Here is a 17,391-nt window from a genome sequence, read left to right on the forward strand (position 1 = left end):
CATGGTCCTCACCGTGGTGTCCGACACCGGGCGTGCCTGGCGGCTCACCGAGCGAATCGGCAACGGCTCGGAAGGCGTGGTGTACGCCGTCGATGACGCGCGCCCGCTGGTCGCCAAGCTCGTCCCCGACCCGCCGATCCCGGCCGCCTACCGCCGCCGGATCGCCCGACTGGTCCGGCAGCGGCGCGAGCCGCGCACCGTCCGGCTGCTCGCCGACACTCCCGTACGGATCGCCTGGCCGCTGGCAGCCGTTCGCACCGAGGGCCCGCCGGAGGCGGCCGTCGACGGCTACCTGATGGCCGACCTGCGCCGGGACCACCACCCCTTCGCCCACCTGCTCGCCCCGGCGGCCCGGCGCGCCGCGCTGCCGCAGGCGACCTGGGCGACCGCCCTCGCCGCCGCCCGCTCCCTCGCCCAGCTGGTCGCCGACCTGCACGCCGAGGGCTACGTGGTGGGCGACCTCAAACCCGACAACCTGTGGGTCGACGGGCACGGCCGGGTCGCCATCGCGGACGTCGACTCCTGGCAGTTCACCGACGCCGGCGAGCTGTTCCCCGGCCGGATGGGCACCCCCGGCTACACCGCCCCCGAGCGGATCGGCGCGCAGCCCGGCACCCCGCCGGACCGCGCGGCCGACGACTTCGTCCTCGCCGTCCTGGTCCACCAGCTGCTCACCGACGGCCTGCACCCCTTCGCCGGACACCCCGGGGACGGCGGCGCCTACCTTTCGTACGACGACAACGTGCTGAACGGGCGCTGCCGGCTGCTGGACCGCGCCTCGGTGGTGCTGCCCCGCTCCGCCCCGCCCGTCGATCTGCTGCCGCGCCGGCTCCAGGAGCTGTGTCGGGCCGCGTTCGGCGGGGTGCGGCCCTCAGCCTCCGCATGGGCCGAGGCGCTGGCCGCCGAGGCCGAGCCGAACCGGCTGCGCGGCTGCGTGGCGGACGCCCGGCACGTGCACACGGTGGAGCGGCCGTGGTGCCCCTGGTGCGACCTGGCCGAGGCGGGTGGGGGCGAGCGTACGGACCGGACCGACGTGGCCGCTCCCGGGGGAAGGGGGACGGCTGACGCATGGCCGAAGTGACCCGGCTCTCCGTGGCCCGGCGGCTGGACCGCTGCACCGTGCTCGGCCCCGGCGTGCGCGCCGTGATCTGGGTGCAGGGCTGCCCGCTGCGCTGCCGGGGCTGTGTCGCGGCCGAGACGCTGCCGTTCGACGGCGGAACGCCCCTGGCCGTACCCGAACTCGCCGACTGGCTCTGCCGGTTGCCCGACATCGAGGGCGTCACCCTGTCCGGCGGCGAGCCCTTCGCCCAGGCGGGTGCGCTGGCCGAACTGCTGGACGCGGTACGGGCCCGGCGACCGGAGTTCAGCGCGATGGCGTACTCGGGCTACCGCCACGAGGCGCTGCGCGGGGGCAGCCCGGAGCGGCGCGCCCTGCTGGAACGCCTCGACCTGCTGGTCGACGGCCCGTACGTGGCGGCGCGGCACGCCGCCCTGCGCTGGCGCGGCTCGGCCAACCAGCGGCTGATCGCGCTCAGCGCCCGCTACGCGCACGTGCCGGCCGAGCCCGACACCAGCGCGGGCGTCGAGGTGTCGGTGGAGCCCGACGGATCGCTCTCCTGGGCCGGTGTGCCGCCGACTCCGGGCTTCCGGGAGGGACTTGAGGAACAGCTTGCCGCGCGGGGATTCGTCCTGCGCACCGAGGTCGGGAGGGAAGCATGAGCGGATCACCGAAGTACAGCACGGTCCAGGTGGCCTCCGTCTACGCGCGGCGGGAGCAGGAACTCCGCCGCCGGCGCGAGGCCGAACGTCGTCGGCAGCAGGAACAGCGAGCCCGGGAACGTGCGGAGCTCGCCGCCCGGCGCGCCCAGGAGGCGGCCGCCCGCCGCGAGCGGGCCCGGGCGGAGGCGGAGCGTGCCCGGCAGGAGGCGGCGCAGCGGCGGGCCGCCGATCAGGAGGCGCACACCCGGCGGATGGATCAGGAACAGGCTGCAGCGGATGCGCGCGGGCTGGCGGAGGTACGGCGACTGCTGGAGCGGGCCCGGCAGGGCTGTCCTGGGAGTGAATTGGGCGAGCTGGAAGCGCAGTTGGCGAGCCTGCAACAGCGGGTTGGTGGCGGTGGCGGTGGCGGGCGGCTCGGCGTTGCGATCGAGGAGCTGCGCGGCCGGATCGTGAGCCTGCCGGGGAGCTCCACGGCAGGTGGGGACCGGGCGGCCGTGCTGGCCGGCTTCGAGGAGCGGCTGGCCGCGCTCGGATCGGGCGCGGCGGCCCACGACGCGGAGGGCCGGCAGCGCTGCACGGAACTGCTCGACCGGTTGCGCGCCGAGTCCGGTCCGGGCGCGGAGACCCGGTTCGCGGCGCTGCTGGGCACGGTGGAGCACTCGCTCGCCCGGCACGCCGCGACCCTGGCCGAGCAGCGGCGGGCGGAGTCGGAGGCCGCGGAGGCCCGGAGGCGGGCGCAGGAGCAGGCGGAGGAAGCCCGGCGGCTGGCCGCGGAACAGGCCGCCGCCCGCGTCGCGGCCGAGGAGGCCGAACGCGAGCGCCTCGCGGCGCTGCTCGCCGAGGCGAGCGACCGGCTCGGCGTCGTGCGGCCCGCCGTCACCGATGCGGCCGCCGAGGCCCGTGACCTCGCCGACCCGGAGCTCGCCGACCGGCTCGACCGGGCCCTGCACTCGGCCGAGGCCGTGCTCGCGGCCCCGGCCCCGGAAGCGGCCCTCGACGCCGTCGCGGCCCTGGAGGCTGTGCTCGCCGAGGCCGAGACCCGCCTGGACGAACTGCACCTCGCCCACAACCGGCGCACCGACCTCGCGCAGGCGCTCCAGGACGCCATGCTCGACGAGGGCTTCGCCTTCCTCGGTGGCGGCGACCACGGCGACGCCCTGGTGCTGCGCTTCGAACGCCCTACCGGAGCGCTGTACGAGACCACTGTCGCCACCGGCGATGACGGCAGCCCCGTTCTCGTCTACCAGGTCGAGGGCGAACCCGATGTGGCGCTGCACCCCGACCCGCAGGGCGCGGTCTGCGACGCCACCGAGGACCTGCTGGAACGGGTGCACGAAGTGATCGGCGAGCAGGCGGAGTTCGTTCCTGGCGAGCTGACCTGGGATGGCAAGCCGCCCCGGAAGCAGAGCCGGCCGCTGCCGAACACGGTGGAGTGGCGGTGGCAGCAATGAGCACGGTCGACTGGACGAAACCGGCCACCGGCGGTGGAGCGCCTTCGGGGCCCCGTCAGGACAGGCACGACGGCCCGGCCCAGGCCGGTCGGCGGGCCGTCGCGGACGGCATGATGCCGCTCTGGGCGATTTCCCTGGACTGGGAGCTGCGGCGCGGGCGGCAGGTCGTCCTGGACGGGCAGATCCGCGACCGCTGGTGGTTCGAGGACCGGCCCGCCGCCTTCCGGGAGGTGGTCGCCGGACTGCTCGAACTGCGCGGCGCCGAGGTGGTCGGCTGGTGGGACCCGGTCGGCGGGCTGACCTTCCCCTTCCCAGGCCACGCGGAGCGCTACGACCAGCTGGTGGCTGCCCTGCCCGCCCAGCCGACCGCCACTGCGCCGCCCAACCCCGAGAGCGGCCCCGCCGACCCCACACCACCCGCGACCGCCCTCACCACCCGCGGCGCCGAGCGGCAGCGCGGCCGGGAGCGGCTGTTCGCCGCCCGCTCGGCTGCCCGTCCGCGCAACTTCGAGGACATCCTCGCCACCGTACGGCGCCTGGTTGCCTCGCCGGACGCGGCCGTCGCCTTCGTCTTCGAGGACGTGGAGCACCAACTCCCGCCCGGCCAGCCCGAATCGCACCGCGGCTACCTGTGGCTGAGGGCCGCGATGACGGAGGCAGTCACCCCGCACACGGCGGCCGGCCCCGGCCCGCACGCCCGGAACGCCGTACTCTGCGCGGTCGGTGACGTCGGACGGCTGCCCGGCTGGTTCCACCTGGAGGACCCTCGGATCGCCACCCTGCACCTCGGCCGGCCCGACCCGAGCGAGCGCCGGCTGTGGCTGGACTGGCTGCGGCAGCGGTTCAACGGCTCGGCGGACGCCACGCCCGCCGACCTGGAAGCCCTGGTCGGCGCCACCGACGGCATGACCGGCTGGGACATCGACTCCCTCGCCCGGACCTCCTGGCTGCGCGATGCGCCGCTGCAGAAGCCGGACAAACTCCTGGAGTTGCACCGGCTCAACGTCAGCGTCGACCCGTGGACCCAGCTCGACCGGGACACCATCGCCCGGGCCGCCGAGCTGCTCGCCCGCCGGGTCGTCGGCCAGACCCCGGCCGTCGATGCCGTCACCTCCGCCCTCCAATCCGCCTTCGTCGGAATCGACTTCGGCCACTCCGGTACCGCCCGGCCCCGGGGCGCGTTCTTCTTCGTCGGGCCGACCGGCGTCGGAAAGACCGAACTCGCCAAGGCCGTAGCCGAGTTGATGTTCGGCGACCAGAGCGCGTACGCCCGCTTCGACATGAGCGAGTACCAGCAGGAGCACTCCGCCGAACGGCTGGCCGGTGCCCCGCCCGGCTTCGTCGGCTACGAACAGGGCGGCGAACTGACCCGTCGGGTGCAGGAACGGCCGTTCAGCGTGCTGCTGTTCGACGAGATCGAGAAGGCGCACCCCAAGGTGCTGGACAAGTTCCTGCAGGTCCTGGAGGACGGCCGGCTCACCGACGGCCGCGGGCAGACCGCCCACTTCTCCGAGTGTCTGATCATCTTCACCTCCAACACCGGCGCGGAGGAGCTGCGCGACCTGCTGGACGCCGGCGGTGAACCCTCGTACGCCGAACTGGAGGCGCACTTCACCCGGGCCGTGGAGGACAAGTTCCGGCAGATCGGCCGGCCGGAGATCTATGGCCGGCTCAAGCCCGGCGTGGTGGTCTTCGACATGCTGCGCGGGGAGCACGTAGTGCGCATCGCCGACCGGTTGCTCGCCCAACTCCGCGAGTCCGTACGGGAACGCCACCGGGTCGAGCTGCTGGCCGACACCGCCACGCTGCACCCGTGGATCGTCGAACGGATGTCGGACCCGGAGCGCCAGGCGTACGGGGGCCGGCAGATCCGCAACGAGCTGGAGCGGGTTCGGGCGGCGGTCGTCGGCCACCTCCTGGAACACCGCCCGCAGCCCGGGAGTCGGCTGCGGGTCGGGGCCGGAGCGGACGGCACCGTGTGGGTTCGCGCGCAAGAGGAGGAATGGACGTGATCGCGATCGACCTGGGGCACCGGTACGGGCGCCTCGCCCGAAACGGCCCGGGCGGCCGACCGGATGTCGTGGAGATCGAGTTCGACGGAGTGGACGGTGTCCTCGACCCGGCTCGCGCCCTGCCGGCCCTGGTCGCCGCGGCGGGCGAGGGCGCGGGGGCCGATCCGGACCGGTCGGTGGTGCTCGGGCTGCCGGCCGCAGGCGAGGGCGAGGACGAGCTGCGCCGGGCCGCCGAGGCCGCCGGGCTGCGGGTGGAGCGGGTGGTGCCGGATCCGGTGGCCGTGGCACTGCACTACGGTGCGGTCGCCGAGGGCGTGGACCGTAGCGTCCTGGTCTGCGACCACGGGGCGACCGGCCTCGACCTGACCGTGCTCGCCATCACCCCCGACCTCACCGTCCGCATCGTGCGCACCCGCAGCGACCGCCTCGGTGGCGAGGACTGGGACGCGGCCCTCGCCGCCCACCTCGCCGGGCGGCTGCCGGTGGGTGCCGACCCGCGCCGGGCGGCGCAGCAACTGCGGCACGGGCTCAGCGCGGCGGAGCAGGTGCTGGAACCGGTCGGGGACGGTCCACCGGTGGAGCTGAGCCGGGTCGAACTCGACCGGGCCGTCGGGCCGCTGTACCGGCAGATGCTCGCGGCCGTCACCGAGGAGCTCACCGCCGAGCCGGCCGTCGACACCGTGCTGCTGGCCGGCGGCCTGTCCGTCGCCCCCGGGCACCGGGCCGGGATCGAGGCGCTCCCGGCCGCCCGCGGCCTGACCGTACGTTGCCACCGGCCCGAACTCGCCGTCCTCCAGGGCCTGTTGCTGCGTCATGAGTTCGGCGTCCTGCGGGTGGTCAGCGGTCCCGCGCCGAGGACCACCAGGCCCCCGGACGGGTATCTGCTGCTGGACCCCGAGCCGGCCGTACGCACCCCGTACCCGGTGGCGGAGGACCCGGAGCCGCGCACCCGGCCGGCCGAGGCGGTGGCTCCGACGGCGACGGTGACCGACCCGGACCCCGGGACCACGGACCCCGGGACCACGGACCTCGGGCCGGAGGAGCTGCAGGAGCCGCCCGTCGCCCCGGTCGAGCTGCCCCACGAAACCGTCATCCCCCAGCCCCGCAACGAGCAGCCCCGCCGGAGCGTACCGGCCCCGGAGACCACGGCGCCCCCGGAGACTGCGGCACCCCCCACCCCGACCCCCATCCCGCCCACCGAAGCCCCGCCCGCCGGCACCTTCGCCGTCCCCGTCGCCGACCTGCAGGCCGTCCGGCGCGGCGACCACCTGCTCGTCCTGTGGGCCTGGCCCGACGGCGCGCTGAGCGCACGGGTCCGCTGGCAGCGGGAACGGGGCGAGCGTACGGGCAGCGGCGCCGCCGACCGTCGCCCGGACGGGGACCTGGTCTGCCGCCGCCGGACGTACGAGCACGACGGCGGGCTCGACCTGGCCGTCGGCCGCGAGGCGGTGACCCTCACCGTGGAGGCGCTGGTCACCGGCGCCGGCGTGGACTGCGAGGGTTCCTCCGCGCTGATCGTGCCCGCGCAGCCACGGCTGGTGGAGTACGAGCCGGCCGTACGCCGCCGGCTCAAGGGCCGGGTGGCGACCGTCACCTTCACCGCCGAGAGCGGCTGCGACCTGCCCGACCTGCGGATCGTCCACGGCCTCGGCCGGTTCCGGCCGACCAGTACCGCCGAGGGCACCGTGGTGCACGAGGTCCGGGCGCAGCGGCTGCTCGCCCGCACCCCGCTGACCGTCGAGTTCCCGCTGCCCGCCACCAAGGGCCCCTCCTGGCTGGTCTGCTTCCCGGCGCACGGTGACGCCGCCACCGACGCCGGCATCGACATCCGCCCGACCGCACTGCACAGACTGCGAGTGACCTGATGGCCCGACGGCACACCTGCCCCTACTGCTACGAGAGCTTCGCCCCGCGCGAGATCCGCTTCCGCTGCAACAGCCGGCTCAGCCGCACCGGCAAGCAGTGCGCGCGTCGCCGCGACCAGTTGCTGGACGAGCGCATGGGTCCGCGCCGCAGCCATGACCTCGGGCCGGACTTCGCCGCCGACGGCCGCAAGCCGACGGCGGTCTGCCCGGACTGCGACGGCGAGACCACCTACCGGATCTGCCCGGTGTGCCATTCCGAACTCCCCGTCCAGTTCGGGAGGGTGGACAACCGGCTGATCGCGATGGTCGGCGCGAAGGCCTCCGGCAAGACGGTGTACATGACGGTCCTGCTGCACGAGGTCCGCAACCGGATCGGCGAGGCCTTCGGGGCGGCGCTGATGGGCCTGGACGACGCCACCATGCGCCGCTACAGCACCGACTACGAGGACCGCCTGTACCGCGACAACCAGCTGTTCCCCGGCACCCAGACCGCCTCCACCAACCTCAACCGGGTGGAACCGCTGGTCTTCCGCTTCAGCCTGCGCCGCCGCACCCTGCTCGGCGAACGCCCGCAGCACACCGTGCTGTCGTTCTTCGACACCGCCGGCGAGGACTTCAGCTCCAAGGAGAGCGTGGAGCTCAACACCCGTTACCTGACCAACGCCGACGGCATCATCCTGCTGCTCGACCCGCTGCAGATGACCGGTGCCCGGGACGGCGCCCTGCCCGGCACCCCGCTGCCGGGCACCACCGGGTTCGACGCGCCCGTGAACGTCCTGTCCCGCGTGACGAACATGCTGCTCGCGGGCGGCTCCACACAGAAGATCGACGTCCCGGTAGCGGTGGTGTTCTCCAAGATGGACGCCTTCTGGCACCTGCTGGACGGCGCCAGCCCGCTGCGCGACTACGCCCCGGCCCGCGACCGCTTCGACGTGGGCGACAGCCTCAGCGTGCACGAGGAGGTGCGCCGGCTGCTCAAGGACTGGGACGGCGTGCCGATCGACCAGCTGCTGGAGAACCACTACACCCGCTACCGCTACTTCGGCGTCTCCTCGCTCGGCCGCAACCCCACCCCCGACGCCCGGATCGCCGCCACGGGCATCCAACCCTACCGGGTCGCCGACCCGTTGCTGTGGCTGCTCAGCGAGTTCGGCTCGGTCCCGAAGGCGGGGCGCGGATGAACGACCGCACGTCCGCCCATGCCGCCGGCGCCGCAGCGGCTTCCGGTGCGCACTTCCAGCAGCTCTACTACACCTCCTGCGAGCACGGGCTGAGTGGCTTCTCGGGCTTCCAGTTCAACGCCGTCAGCGAAGGCGTCACCGCCGGCACCCGGCAGGCAGTGGAGGCGCTCGCCGGGTACGAACCGCCCCGCTCCCTGGTCGAGTCGGACACTCCGGAGCAACTCGACCGCTGCCCGGTCAACCTCTGCTACCGCCCGTACGACCAGCGCGGCCGCACCGCGACCGCCCTGTGCGTGCGCTACGTCGGCAGGGACTCGGCCCGCCGGTTCGGCAACTACTTCGCCCACGCCCTGCACAGCGAGGACTTCCCAGCGGCCGGGCGCGGACTGCTCGGCATCGAGCTGTGGAACTCCCCGGTGTGGCGTGGGCAGGTCTCGCCGAGCACCGAGATCCCGCTCCTGGCGGCGCCCCCGCGCGGCCCGCTGACCGCCCGTGGCGTCCAGGAGTTCCTGACCGCGCACCCGCACACCGCGCAACTGCCGCAGCTGCTGGCCGCCGTGCTCGCCGCGCTCACCGAACACGGCTCGGTCGTGGTCACCGACCACACCACCGAGCGGATCGCCCACTGGTTCGCCGCCGTCTGCTACCTGCTGCCGCCCCCGCTCGCCCGCAGGCTCTCCTTCGCCACCTACGTGCTGCGCCCAGCCCGCAGCCGGCTGCACCTGATCGGCACGGTGCCCGAGGCGCAGCTCGACTTCGGGGCGGACGAGGAGGAGGCCTACACCGTCTTCGACTTCGCCCGCGGCCGCTTCCCGCGGCCCGCCGCCACTCCGGAGACGGTCCGCGCGCTGGTGGACCTGTTGACCCGGATCGGGGTCGGCTCGGTGCGCCCGGTGTGGACCTGGGCGGCCGAGTTCACCCACGGTGCGGAGGAACGCCCGGAGGACTGGTACGCACCCGTCGCCGCCGCGGCCGCCTCCGGCGGCATCGCGCTCACCGGCGCCGAGGCGCGGGCGCTCACCCGCTGGCTGCCCGGCGCGGACCACCTCGGCTCCCGCCGTGCCCAGGTGGCCGCCGAACTGTACCGGGGCCACCGGCAGTTGGACGACGCCCACCTGACCGTGCTCAGCGGCGTCGCCCACGCCGCCGGGGACACCGCGCTGCACCAGGAGATCGAGGGCCGGCTGTACGAATCCCGGATGCGCGCCCACATGAGCGCCGCAGAGGACGCCGTGGCCCCCACCCCGATCACCGACCGGGATGCCCGCCGGCAGGCTACCGCGCTCTGGGAACGCCTGCTGGCCACCGGCACCACCGACACCCGGCAGCGCGCCCGGCTGCTGCTCTGGGCGCTCGGCGCCGACCTGGCCCCTGCACCCGAGGTGCTGGACCGCGAGACCCTCGCCCTGGCCCGCGCCCTGCTCGCCACCCCCGCCCCCGGCGCCGAACTGCTCCGCGAGGTGGAATGGCTGGCCGGCGAACTCCCTCCGGTGCGCGCCGCATTGGCGACCGCCGTGGAGGAGGCGTTGGAGAGCCGAGCCGGCCAGGAACAGCTCTTCACCCAGTTCCCCGCCGCCCTGCTCACCGAGCGCGACCTCACCGGCCGCCCGCTGCTCCTGGAGCACTACTGGCGGGCCCGCGTCGAGCGCGAGCCGGAGCGCACCGCCGAGATGCTGCTGCGGATCCTGCACCTGCGTGGCCAGGCCGTACCCGACGCCGAGCTGCTGTGCGAACTGTGGCGCCACCCCTCCCGCACCTGGACCCACCTCGAAGCGATCGAGATCGTCCGCGCGCTGCCCGTCGAGGTGCTCCGGGACGAGGAGGTCGGCCAGTGGCTCGACCGCGCCGCGAACCAGCCGATCGACGGCGAGGAGCAACTCGACCTGTGCCTGCGGCTGTACGGGCTGCTCTCCAACCCGGACCGCCTGGCCGTCCTGCGCCTCGACACCCGGCGGCGGGTGTCCACCACCCTGGCTCTGGAGCGCGGACTGCGCGAGGCCCGCGAGGCCACCGAACTCGCCCGGGTCTTCACCGTCCAGGACGCCGGCCTGTGGGCCGGGCCGCAGGCACTGAAGCGGTACCGGCTGATCCCGGTCCTGCTGCAGCTGCCCGCCGACGTCGGCCGACTGCGCGACGCCATCCCGGACTTCGGACACGCCCTGCTGGAACGGTACTTGGCGCAGGTGAGACAGCTGGTCGAGACCGGTGAGCGGATCGACGAGGTCCGGCTCAGCCACATCGCCGCCGTCGCCGCCGTACGCTCCGGGGCCGGAATGACGCAGGCGCACTACGAGGTGGTCAACGCCGTCCGGCAGCACACCGCCCACCACTGGCCGCTCGCGGAGCTGGAGCGCCTGGAGCGGGCGGTGCGGCCCTGCCACGCCGAACTCGCCGACCGCTACCGGGAGATCGCCGAGAGCCGGCGCGGCCCGCGGCGGGCGGCGCGCCTGCTGCCGGCGCTGTGGCCGGTCCGGCGGCGGCGCGAGGAGAAGCGGGAACCCGCCGAGTCCGGGGAGGAGTGACCGACCGTGGCCGCCATCCTGATCTTCGTCCTCGTCCCGCTGTTCTATCTCGCCGGGCTCGCCGCCTACCTGGTCGTCGCCCCCGTCGTCCTGGCCCTGCGCGCCCTCGCACTGGTGATGGAACTCCTCTGGGGCTACCTGCAGTTGATGATCGGCGTGCTGTTCCGGCGGACTGCCGAGTTCCGCACCATGGCGCCGTACCGCCCGCAGGACGAGCAAGTCCCCGCCCACCGCAACTACTTCTACGGCCCCGGCAGCCGCGACCTGCGGCAACTTGTCACACTGGCACGGCGGTCGTACGCCCGCACGGTCGGCGATTCGTTCCGTGCCGTCACCACCGGGCAGTTCACCGCCCCGCCCCGCAGCCGCGCCTTCACCGTGCCCTACGGGCTCACCCTCTACCCCGCCCTCGCCCTCGGCGCCGTCCTCGTGGTGCCCCTGCTACTGGTCCTGCCCGCCCTGCACGCCCTCGTGCTCGGCCTGCTCTGCGCCGGGGCCAGGCTCATCGCCACCACCCTGCGGGCCGCCGACCGCGCGCTGCTCTGGCTCAAGCGGCTGCGCACCGGCATGATCTGCCCGCACTGCTACGAGAAGGTCCGCTACCCCGCCTACGACTGCCCACGCACGACCTGCCGGCGCCGGCACACCGACATCCGCCCCGGCCGGTACGGCATCTGGCGCCGCCGCTGTGCCTGCGGGCAGCGGATGCCCACCCTGCTGATGCTGATGGGCCGCCAGTCCCGGCTCCAGGCCTACTGCACCCACGCCCACTGCGGAAAGCCGATGAACACCGACGCCGGGCACATGCCGGAGGTGGTCGTCCCGCTGATCGGCGGTCGGGCCGCCGGCAAGACCCAGCTGATGGCCGCGATGCTGCTCGCACTGGAGAACTCCGCCGCGAACGGCGGCCCGGCGCTGCGCCTGGCCGACGACGACTCCGCCGGCGGCTACCAGGTGCTCCGCGAGGTGCTGCGGATGCGCGGGCACACCCTCGGCACGCAGAAGGCGCTGCCCCGCGCGCACTCCTTCACCCTCGGTGCAGGCCGCACCGAACGCCTCGTCCACCTCTTCGACACCGCCGGCGAGCGTTTCGTCGACCGGGACGAGACCGACGCGCTGCGCTACGCCCGAGCCGCGCGCACCTTCGTCTTCGTCCTCGACCCGATGGCGGTGGAGGAGTTCTGGACCCGGCTGGAACCCGCGCCGGACAGCCTGCTGGACCGCACCCTCGCCTCCACCGTCCACCCGGAGGAGGTCTTCGGCCGCTCCGTCCAGGCAGTGGCCGCGATGGGCGCTCCGGTGCGGCAGTCACGGCTCGCCGTCGCGATCAGCAAGACCGACCTGCTCGCCGAACACGGCCTGTGCCCCGACCCATCGGGCGACAGCGGCGCCGCCCGCGCCTGGATCCTCGACAAGCTCGGCCTGTACAGCCTGGTCCAGGCCATGGAACTCGACTTCCAGGAGGTCCGCTACTTCTGCACCGCGGCCGTCGCCGACGAGAGCGCCCAGGTGGACCCGAGCATCAGTCGGTTCGTGGAGTGGTGCCTGCGGCGGTGATCCTGAATTTCGACGGTATGGCGCACCGGCCCGCCGGGGAAGTCCGGCGGGCCGAGACGGGACTCGGAACGGTCGTCAGGCCTGCGTGACCAGTTCCAGGTAGGAGTCGTGCCAGAGGTCCTCGTCCCCGTCCGGCAGCAGCAGGACGCGGTCGGGCCGCAGGGCCTCGATGGCGCCAGGGTCGTGGGTGACCATCACGATCGCGCCCGGGTAGGTGCCGACCGCCGCCAGGACCTCCGCCCGGGAGGCGGGGTCGAGGTTGTTGGTCGGCTCGTCCAGGAGCAGCACGTTGGCGCCGGAGTGGACCAGGGCGGCCAGGGCGAGGCGGGTCTTCTCGCCGCCGGACAGGACGCCGGCCGGCTTGTCGGCGTCGTCGCCGCGGAAGAGGAACGCACCGAGCACGTGCCGCAGTTCGCCGTCGGTCAGGTTGGGCGCGGCCTCGGCGAGGTTGTCGCGGACGCTGAGCGCCGGGTCCAGGGTGTCGTGCTCCTGGGCGAAGTAGCCGAGCCGCAGGCCTGCCCCGGGGACGACGCGGCCGGAGTCCGCGGTCTCGTGGCCGGCCAGGATCCGCAGCAGGGTGGTCTTGCCCGCGCCGTTGAGGCCGAGCACGACCAGCCGGCTGCCGCGGTCGACGGCGAGGTCCAGGTCGGTCAGTACCGGCCGGCCGCCGTACGCCTTGGCCAGGCTGATCGCGCCGAGCGGCATCCGGCCGCAGGACGCGGGCTCGGGCAGCCGGATGCGGGCGGTGCGCTCGGCCTGCCGGACGGGTTCCAGCTCGGCGAGCATCCGGTCGGCGCGGCGGGCCATGCTGCGGGCGGTGGTGGCGGTGGCGACATTGGCACGCATCCGGTCGGCCTGGGCGTGCAGGGCGGCGGCCTTGCGTTCGGCGTTGGCCCGCTCCCGGGCGCGGCGGCGCTCATCGGCCGCGCGCTGGGTGAGGTACGCCCGCCAGCCGGTGTTGTGGATGTCGATGGTGGCGCGGCCCGGGTCCAGGTGGAAGACCCGGTTGACGGTCTCCTCCACCAGCCCGAGGTCGTGGCTGATCAGCACCAGCCCGCCCTGGTGGGTGGCGAGGAAGCCGCGCAGCCAGGCGGTCGAGTCGGCGTCCAGGTGGTTGGTGGGCTCGTCCAGCAGCAGGGTGCCGTGCTCGGCGAACAGGATGCGGGCCAGTTCGACCCGGCGCCGCTGGCCGCCGGAGAGCGTGCCGACGGGGGAGTCCATCACCCGGGCGGGCAGCCCGAGCCCGGCCGCGACCCGGGCGGCCTCGGCCTCGGCGGCGTAGCCGCCCCGGGACTGGAACCGGGCCTCGGCCCGGGTGTAGGCGTCCATCGCCCGGCGTTCCTCCGCCGGGGAGCCGGCCAGGGCCATCGCCTCCTCGGTGGCGCGCAGCGCGCGGACGGCGGTGTCCAGGCCGCGGGCGGACAGGATGCGGTCGGTGACGGTGACGGCCGGGTCGGCGGCGCGGGAGTCCTGCGGGAGGTAGCCGACCGGCCCGGTGCGGGTGACCGTCCCGGCGGCGGGCGGCAGCTGTCCGGCGAGGGTGGCGAGCAGGGTGGTCTTGCCGGCACCGTTGCGGCCGACCAGGCCGATCCGGTCGCCGGGGGCGATGTGCAGGGTGATGTCGGACAGCAGCAGACGGGCGCCGACGCGCACGTCGACACCGCGGGTGGTGATCATGGGATAACGCTCCGAAACAGCTCATGGACACACGGGTGGCGTGGAGGTGGGTCCGTCAGCTAGGAAATTCGGGGCGTAGACATGCGGCCAGGCTAGCTGTCCGTCGGAACGGCCGCATCCGAATTGACCGGCCGCATTCCGTCCGGCGCAGCGAACGGGCCGCCCGGACTGCGGATTCACCGGCCCTGCCCGGGCCGTCCGCTCGTTCCTTCGCCGCGGTTTCGGCCACCGTGGCGCGCGGGGCCGTCTTGCCGGACTGGACCGGGGCCTCTTCCATGGCCGTATGGGCCGATCTGAACTCGTTCTCCTGACCGACCACAGTTCGACCGAAGGAAGCCGCGACGTCCTCGCCACCGCCGTACGGACACTGACCGGCCGCGCGCCCGTCCACCTCGACGCCCGGCACTTCATGGACGGCGGCAGCGGCCGGATCGACGCCGACGGCCCGGGCGGGCTCCGGCTCGCGGCGGACGGACGGACCGTCACCGCCGAGGCGGTGGTCGTCTACGAGATCCCGCCGCACCGGCGCCGCGCCTTCGCCGACTGCCAGCGGCGGCTGCGCGCGTACGGCGCCCGCTCGCTCGGCACCGACCCCGAGGCGTGGCGGGCGGCCACCGAGAAGGACCGCACCGTCGCCCGCTTCGCCCGGGACGGCGTGCCGCAGATGCCGAGCGTGGTGCTCTCCCGGCCGAGCCCGGAGGCCGCCGCCGAGGCGTTCGAGCGGCTCGGCGGTGACGTCTGGGCCCGGCCCTGCGTGGGAATGGGCGGTGAGGACGTCTTCCATGTCACCACCCCGGCCCAACTCGCCGCCGCAGCACAGTACTACGCCGCGGCCGGGACGGACTGGCTGATCGCCCGCGACGCCCGGAACTTCCTGCCGGACGGCCGCCGCCACCAGTACCGCGTGGTGGTGCTGCACGGTCGGGTGGTCCGGGTGGCCGAGCACGTCCAGGCGGACCCGGACGAGCCTTGCAACGAGTGCCGCGGCGCGGTCTCCAGCTTGTTGGAGGTTGACGAACTACCTGACGGACTGGCGAAGTTGGCGATCGCCGCGGCGGACTCGCTCGGCCTGGAGCTGGCGGGCGTCGACCTCGCCGCCGAGAGCGGCGGGGTGGTCTTCGAGGTCAACGTCCACCCGGCCTTCGGGCAGCGCGCCCTGGAGCAGGTCGCGCTGCCGTACGTCGCCGCGCACCTCACCCCGTGAGCGGCAGCGGCTCCGCGGCCGACAGCCGCGAAGCCGCCGTGCTGCGCAGCCGCCGGCCTCGCAGCCGTCAGCTCCGCAGCACGGCCGCCAGCACCGACGGGCGGAAGAACAGCGAGGGCGGTGCCACCAGGGAGAGCACCTCGTGGAAGGCCGCGGTGACCTCCGGGTCGCGGGTCGCGCCGGCCAGCACCCGGTCCAGGAAGCGGTGCTGGATCCTGATCAGGGCGCCGGAGGGCCCGCCGGTGGTGGCGGCGAAGCGGACGTCCTCGGCGCAGGACATCATCCACGCGTTCTTGGACACCGCCGCGATCTCCCGCTGTGCGTCGCGCGCGGTGGCGTGGCCGATGCCGCCGTACCGCAGCGCGGTGCGGCGCAGCGCCTGGGCGCAGAACAGCGAGACCGTGACCCCCTGGCCGTACACCGGGTTGAAGGTGCTCGCGGCGTCGCCGACCACCACCAGGCCCTCCGGGCCGCCGCGCTCGTAGTGGCGCCGCACGCCCGGGCCGGGCAGGAAGCCGCGCACCCCGCCCGCCGGTTCGGCGTCCCGCAGCGCGTCGCGCAGGCCCGGGTCGCGGAGTTGGGCCAGGTGCTTGGTGAAGCCCTCCTCGCCGGGCTCGGGTTCGGCGCCGCGCATCCCGGCCAGGCTGACGATCCAGCGGTCGCCCTCGACCGGCAGCAGCACGCCCATCCGCGGCTTGTCCGGTGCCTTGGTCTGCAGGTAGATCGCCTGGTAGCCGAGGTCGACCCCGGGCGGGCGGTGGAACAGCCGGGAGGAGTACGCCACGCCGGCGTCCACCCGCTCCTCGGGCACCGGGCGGCAGCCCAGTTCGGCGAGCCACTTCGGCACCGAGGTCGAGCGGCCGGACGCGTCGACCACCAACTCGGCAGGGATGTCCCGGACTTCACCGCGACCAGAGCTCTGCTCCTCGTTGTGCTCCGAGCCTCGCTCCGAGCCTCGCTCCGGGTCTCGCTCCGAACCGCGCTCGCGGACCCTCACCCCGGTCACCGTCCGTGCCGAGCCCAGCAGCCCGACCACGTCGGTGCCCTCCAGGAACTCGATCGAGGGCTCGGTGCGGACCCGGTCCAGGATCAGCTTGTCCAGCACCGGCCGGGTGCAGGAGAGGAAGCTCAACCGGGCGGGGTAGTCGGCCATCCACCCGGCAGAGCTGAGCCACTTCAGATCGCCCGAGACGGCGATCCGGTGCGCGCCCGCGGCCGACAGCTCCTGCTTGATGCCGGGCATCATCTCCTCCAACGCCCGGTGCCCCGCCTCCAGCACCAGGTGGGCGTGCCGCCCCTGTGGCACCCCGGCCCGGAACGTCGGCTCGTCCGGGTAGCGGTCCCGCTCCACCACGACGATCCGCTCGGCGCTGCCCCGCAGCGCCCAGGCCGCCACCACCCCGGCCAGACCGCCGCCGATCACCACCGCAGTGCCCCGCCCGGGGGCCGTCTCCGAAGAACTCATGACACGTAGCGTAGTGGTGTCCGAGGCGGTCCGTAGCCGCTTCACCTGGACCAACGTGCCGCCCCGGTCGGCCCGTTGAGGCAGCATCGGGCCGGCGGGAGCCGTCGAGTGCGGTAGTGCGGGCCGAAGTCGGACCCGCCCCCGGTCGTCGCGCGGCGTTCGGCGGTCGGACTCGCGGGCGTTCCGGGTACGTCAGGGATTCGTCAGGGCGCCGGTGCGGTGCTTGCCCCGGCGGACCCGGGTGGGTCTGATGAGCCGCGTGAACCGCCCGGTACGCCACCGCGACCGTCCGCCGCATGAGCGGCCGCCGGTTCGCGCCGCCGTGACCGTCATCGCCGTGCGCTGATTCCGCGCCTCCCCGCCGGAGGGCACGGCCCGCACCGCGCCCCGCCCTGCCGCCGTCTCGGCCCGGGCGGGACCGGGCGCGTGAACTCCGCGCCCGTACGGGTCCCGCGAGGGCCGGGGTCCGCGACGGCCGCCGATCCGCGAACACCACGCAGGCCGGCCGGAGCTGACCGCTCCACCGGCACCTCTCGCAGGGCTGACCCCGCCGGGCGCCGCGACGGCGCTAAGGAAGCGTCAAGATCGGCGCCCGACGGTGTCAAGGAGGCGTCAGGAGGCGTCTCATCGCATGCGGCGCGGCACTAGCCCCGTCCTTCGCACATGACTGGTTCGGATGAACTGGTGATGCGACCGGTACCCCGGTGGGGTGCCGGTCGTTGAGCCCGGCATGCCGAT

The 17,391-nt window shown here is 74.4% G+C and carries 11 protein-coding genes; 9 read left to right on the forward strand and 2 right to left on the reverse strand.

Annotation, left to right across the window (positions count from 1 at the left end; genetic code table 11):
• Nucleotide 1: 1 nt before the first annotated feature.
• From ACFVWU_RS18590 to ACFVWU_RS18625, 8 genes are read left to right on the forward strand one after another with little or no spacing between them, the layout of a single operon-like run.
• Nucleotides 2-1,081, forward strand: coding sequence for a hypothetical protein (locus ACFVWU_RS18590; RefSeq protein WP_387621876.1), 1,080 nt, complete (start codon nt 2-4; stop codon nt 1,079-1,081).
• Entirely contained in the window at nt 1,069-1,719 is a 651-nt protein-coding gene (locus ACFVWU_RS18595) for a 4Fe-4S single cluster domain-containing protein (RefSeq protein ID WP_387621846.1), read from the forward strand. The genes ACFVWU_RS18590 and ACFVWU_RS18595 overlap by 13 nt, the downstream gene beginning before the upstream one ends.
• Entirely contained in the window at nt 1,716-3,170 is a 1,455-nt protein-coding gene (locus ACFVWU_RS18600; protein ID WP_387621849.1) for a hypothetical protein, read from the forward strand. Before ACFVWU_RS18595 ends, ACFVWU_RS18600 begins: the two co-directional genes overlap by 4 nt.
• Nucleotides 3,167-5,182, forward strand: a complete 2,016-nt coding sequence (locus ACFVWU_RS18605; protein ID WP_387621879.1) for an AAA family ATPase — start codon at nt 3,167-3,169, stop codon at nt 5,180-5,182. Before ACFVWU_RS18600 ends, ACFVWU_RS18605 begins: the two co-directional genes overlap by 4 nt.
• Nucleotides 5,179-7,047, forward strand: a complete 1,869-nt coding sequence (locus ACFVWU_RS18610) for an Hsp70 family protein (RefSeq protein WP_387621852.1) — start codon at nt 5,179-5,181, stop codon at nt 7,045-7,047. The genes ACFVWU_RS18605 and ACFVWU_RS18610 overlap by 4 nt, the downstream gene beginning before the upstream one ends.
• Nucleotides 7,047-8,228 (forward strand): hypothetical protein, encoded by a 1,182-nt coding sequence (locus ACFVWU_RS18615; protein ID WP_387621854.1) that lies wholly within the window; start codon nt 7,047-7,049, stop codon nt 8,226-8,228. Before ACFVWU_RS18610 ends, ACFVWU_RS18615 begins: the two co-directional genes overlap by 1 nt.
• Nucleotides 8,225-10,750 (forward strand): GTPase-associated protein 1-related protein, encoded by a 2,526-nt coding sequence (locus tag ACFVWU_RS18620; protein WP_387621857.1) that lies wholly within the window; start codon nt 8,225-8,227, stop codon nt 10,748-10,750. Before ACFVWU_RS18615 ends, ACFVWU_RS18620 begins: the two co-directional genes overlap by 4 nt.
• Before the next feature lie 6 nt (nt 10,751-10,756).
• Nucleotides 10,757-12,307 (forward strand): hypothetical protein, encoded by a 1,551-nt coding sequence (locus ACFVWU_RS18625; protein WP_387621859.1) that lies wholly within the window; start codon nt 10,757-10,759, stop codon nt 12,305-12,307.
• A gap of 75 nt (nt 12,308-12,382) precedes the next feature.
• On the opposite strand, the gene ACFVWU_RS18630 is transcribed toward ACFVWU_RS18625, so the two are convergent.
• Complete coding sequence (locus tag ACFVWU_RS18630; RefSeq protein WP_387621862.1) at nt 12,383-13,984, reverse strand: ABC-F family ATP-binding cassette domain-containing protein; 1,602 nt, start codon at nt 13,982-13,984, stop codon at nt 12,383-12,385.
• 283 nt (nt 13,985-14,267) lie between these two features.
• Here ACFVWU_RS18630 and ACFVWU_RS18635 point away from each other — a divergent pair, with 283 nt between their 5' ends.
• On the forward strand, nt 14,268-15,188 hold the full coding sequence (locus ACFVWU_RS18635; RefSeq protein ID WP_387621865.1) for a RimK family alpha-L-glutamate ligase: 921 nt from the start codon (nt 14,268-14,270) through the stop codon (nt 15,186-15,188).
• A gap of 67 nt (nt 15,189-15,255) precedes the next feature.
• Here ACFVWU_RS18635 and ACFVWU_RS18640 read toward each other — a convergent pair whose 3' ends face one another.
• Complete coding sequence (locus ACFVWU_RS18640) at nt 15,256-16,653, reverse strand: NAD(P)/FAD-dependent oxidoreductase (RefSeq protein WP_387621867.1); 1,398 nt, start codon at nt 16,651-16,653, stop codon at nt 15,256-15,258.
• Nucleotides 16,654-17,391: the final 738 nt, after the last annotated feature.

Origin of the sequence: Kitasatospora sp. NPDC058190 (assembly GCF_042883685.1) — a bacterium.
Taxonomy (GTDB): Bacteria; Actinomycetota; Actinomycetes; order Streptomycetales; family Streptomycetaceae; genus Kitasatospora.

Bases quoted from the DNA above. Each gene is read 5' to 3' on its own strand.
- ACFVWU_RS18590 (WP_387621876.1), top strand. From the start codon at position 2: ATGGTCCTCACCGTGGTGTCCGACACCGGGCGTGCCTGGCGGCTCACC.
- ACFVWU_RS18595 (WP_387621846.1), top strand. From the start codon at position 1,069: ATGGCCGAAGTGACCCGGCTCTCCGTGGCCCGGCGGCTGGACCGCTGC.
- ACFVWU_RS18600 (WP_387621849.1), top strand. From the start codon at position 1,716: ATGAGCGGATCACCGAAGTACAGCACGGTCCAGGTGGCCTCCGTCTAC.
- ACFVWU_RS18605 (WP_387621879.1), top strand. From the start codon at position 3,167: ATGAGCACGGTCGACTGGACGAAACCGGCCACCGGCGGTGGAGCGCCT.
- ACFVWU_RS18615 (WP_387621854.1), top strand. From the start codon at position 7,047: ATGGCCCGACGGCACACCTGCCCCTACTGCTACGAGAGCTTCGCCCCG.
- ACFVWU_RS18620 (WP_387621857.1), top strand. From the start codon at position 8,225: ATGAACGACCGCACGTCCGCCCATGCCGCCGGCGCCGCAGCGGCTTCC.
- ACFVWU_RS18630 (WP_387621862.1), bottom strand. From the start codon at position 13,984: ATGATCACCACCCGCGGTGTCGACGTGCGCGTCGGCGCCCGTCTGCTG.
- ACFVWU_RS18635 (WP_387621865.1), top strand. From the start codon at position 14,268: ATGGGCCGATCTGAACTCGTTCTCCTGACCGACCACAGTTCGACCGAA.
- ACFVWU_RS18640 (WP_387621867.1), bottom strand. From the start codon at position 16,653: ATGAGTTCTTCGGAGACGGCCCCCGGGCGGGGCACTGCGGTGGTGATC.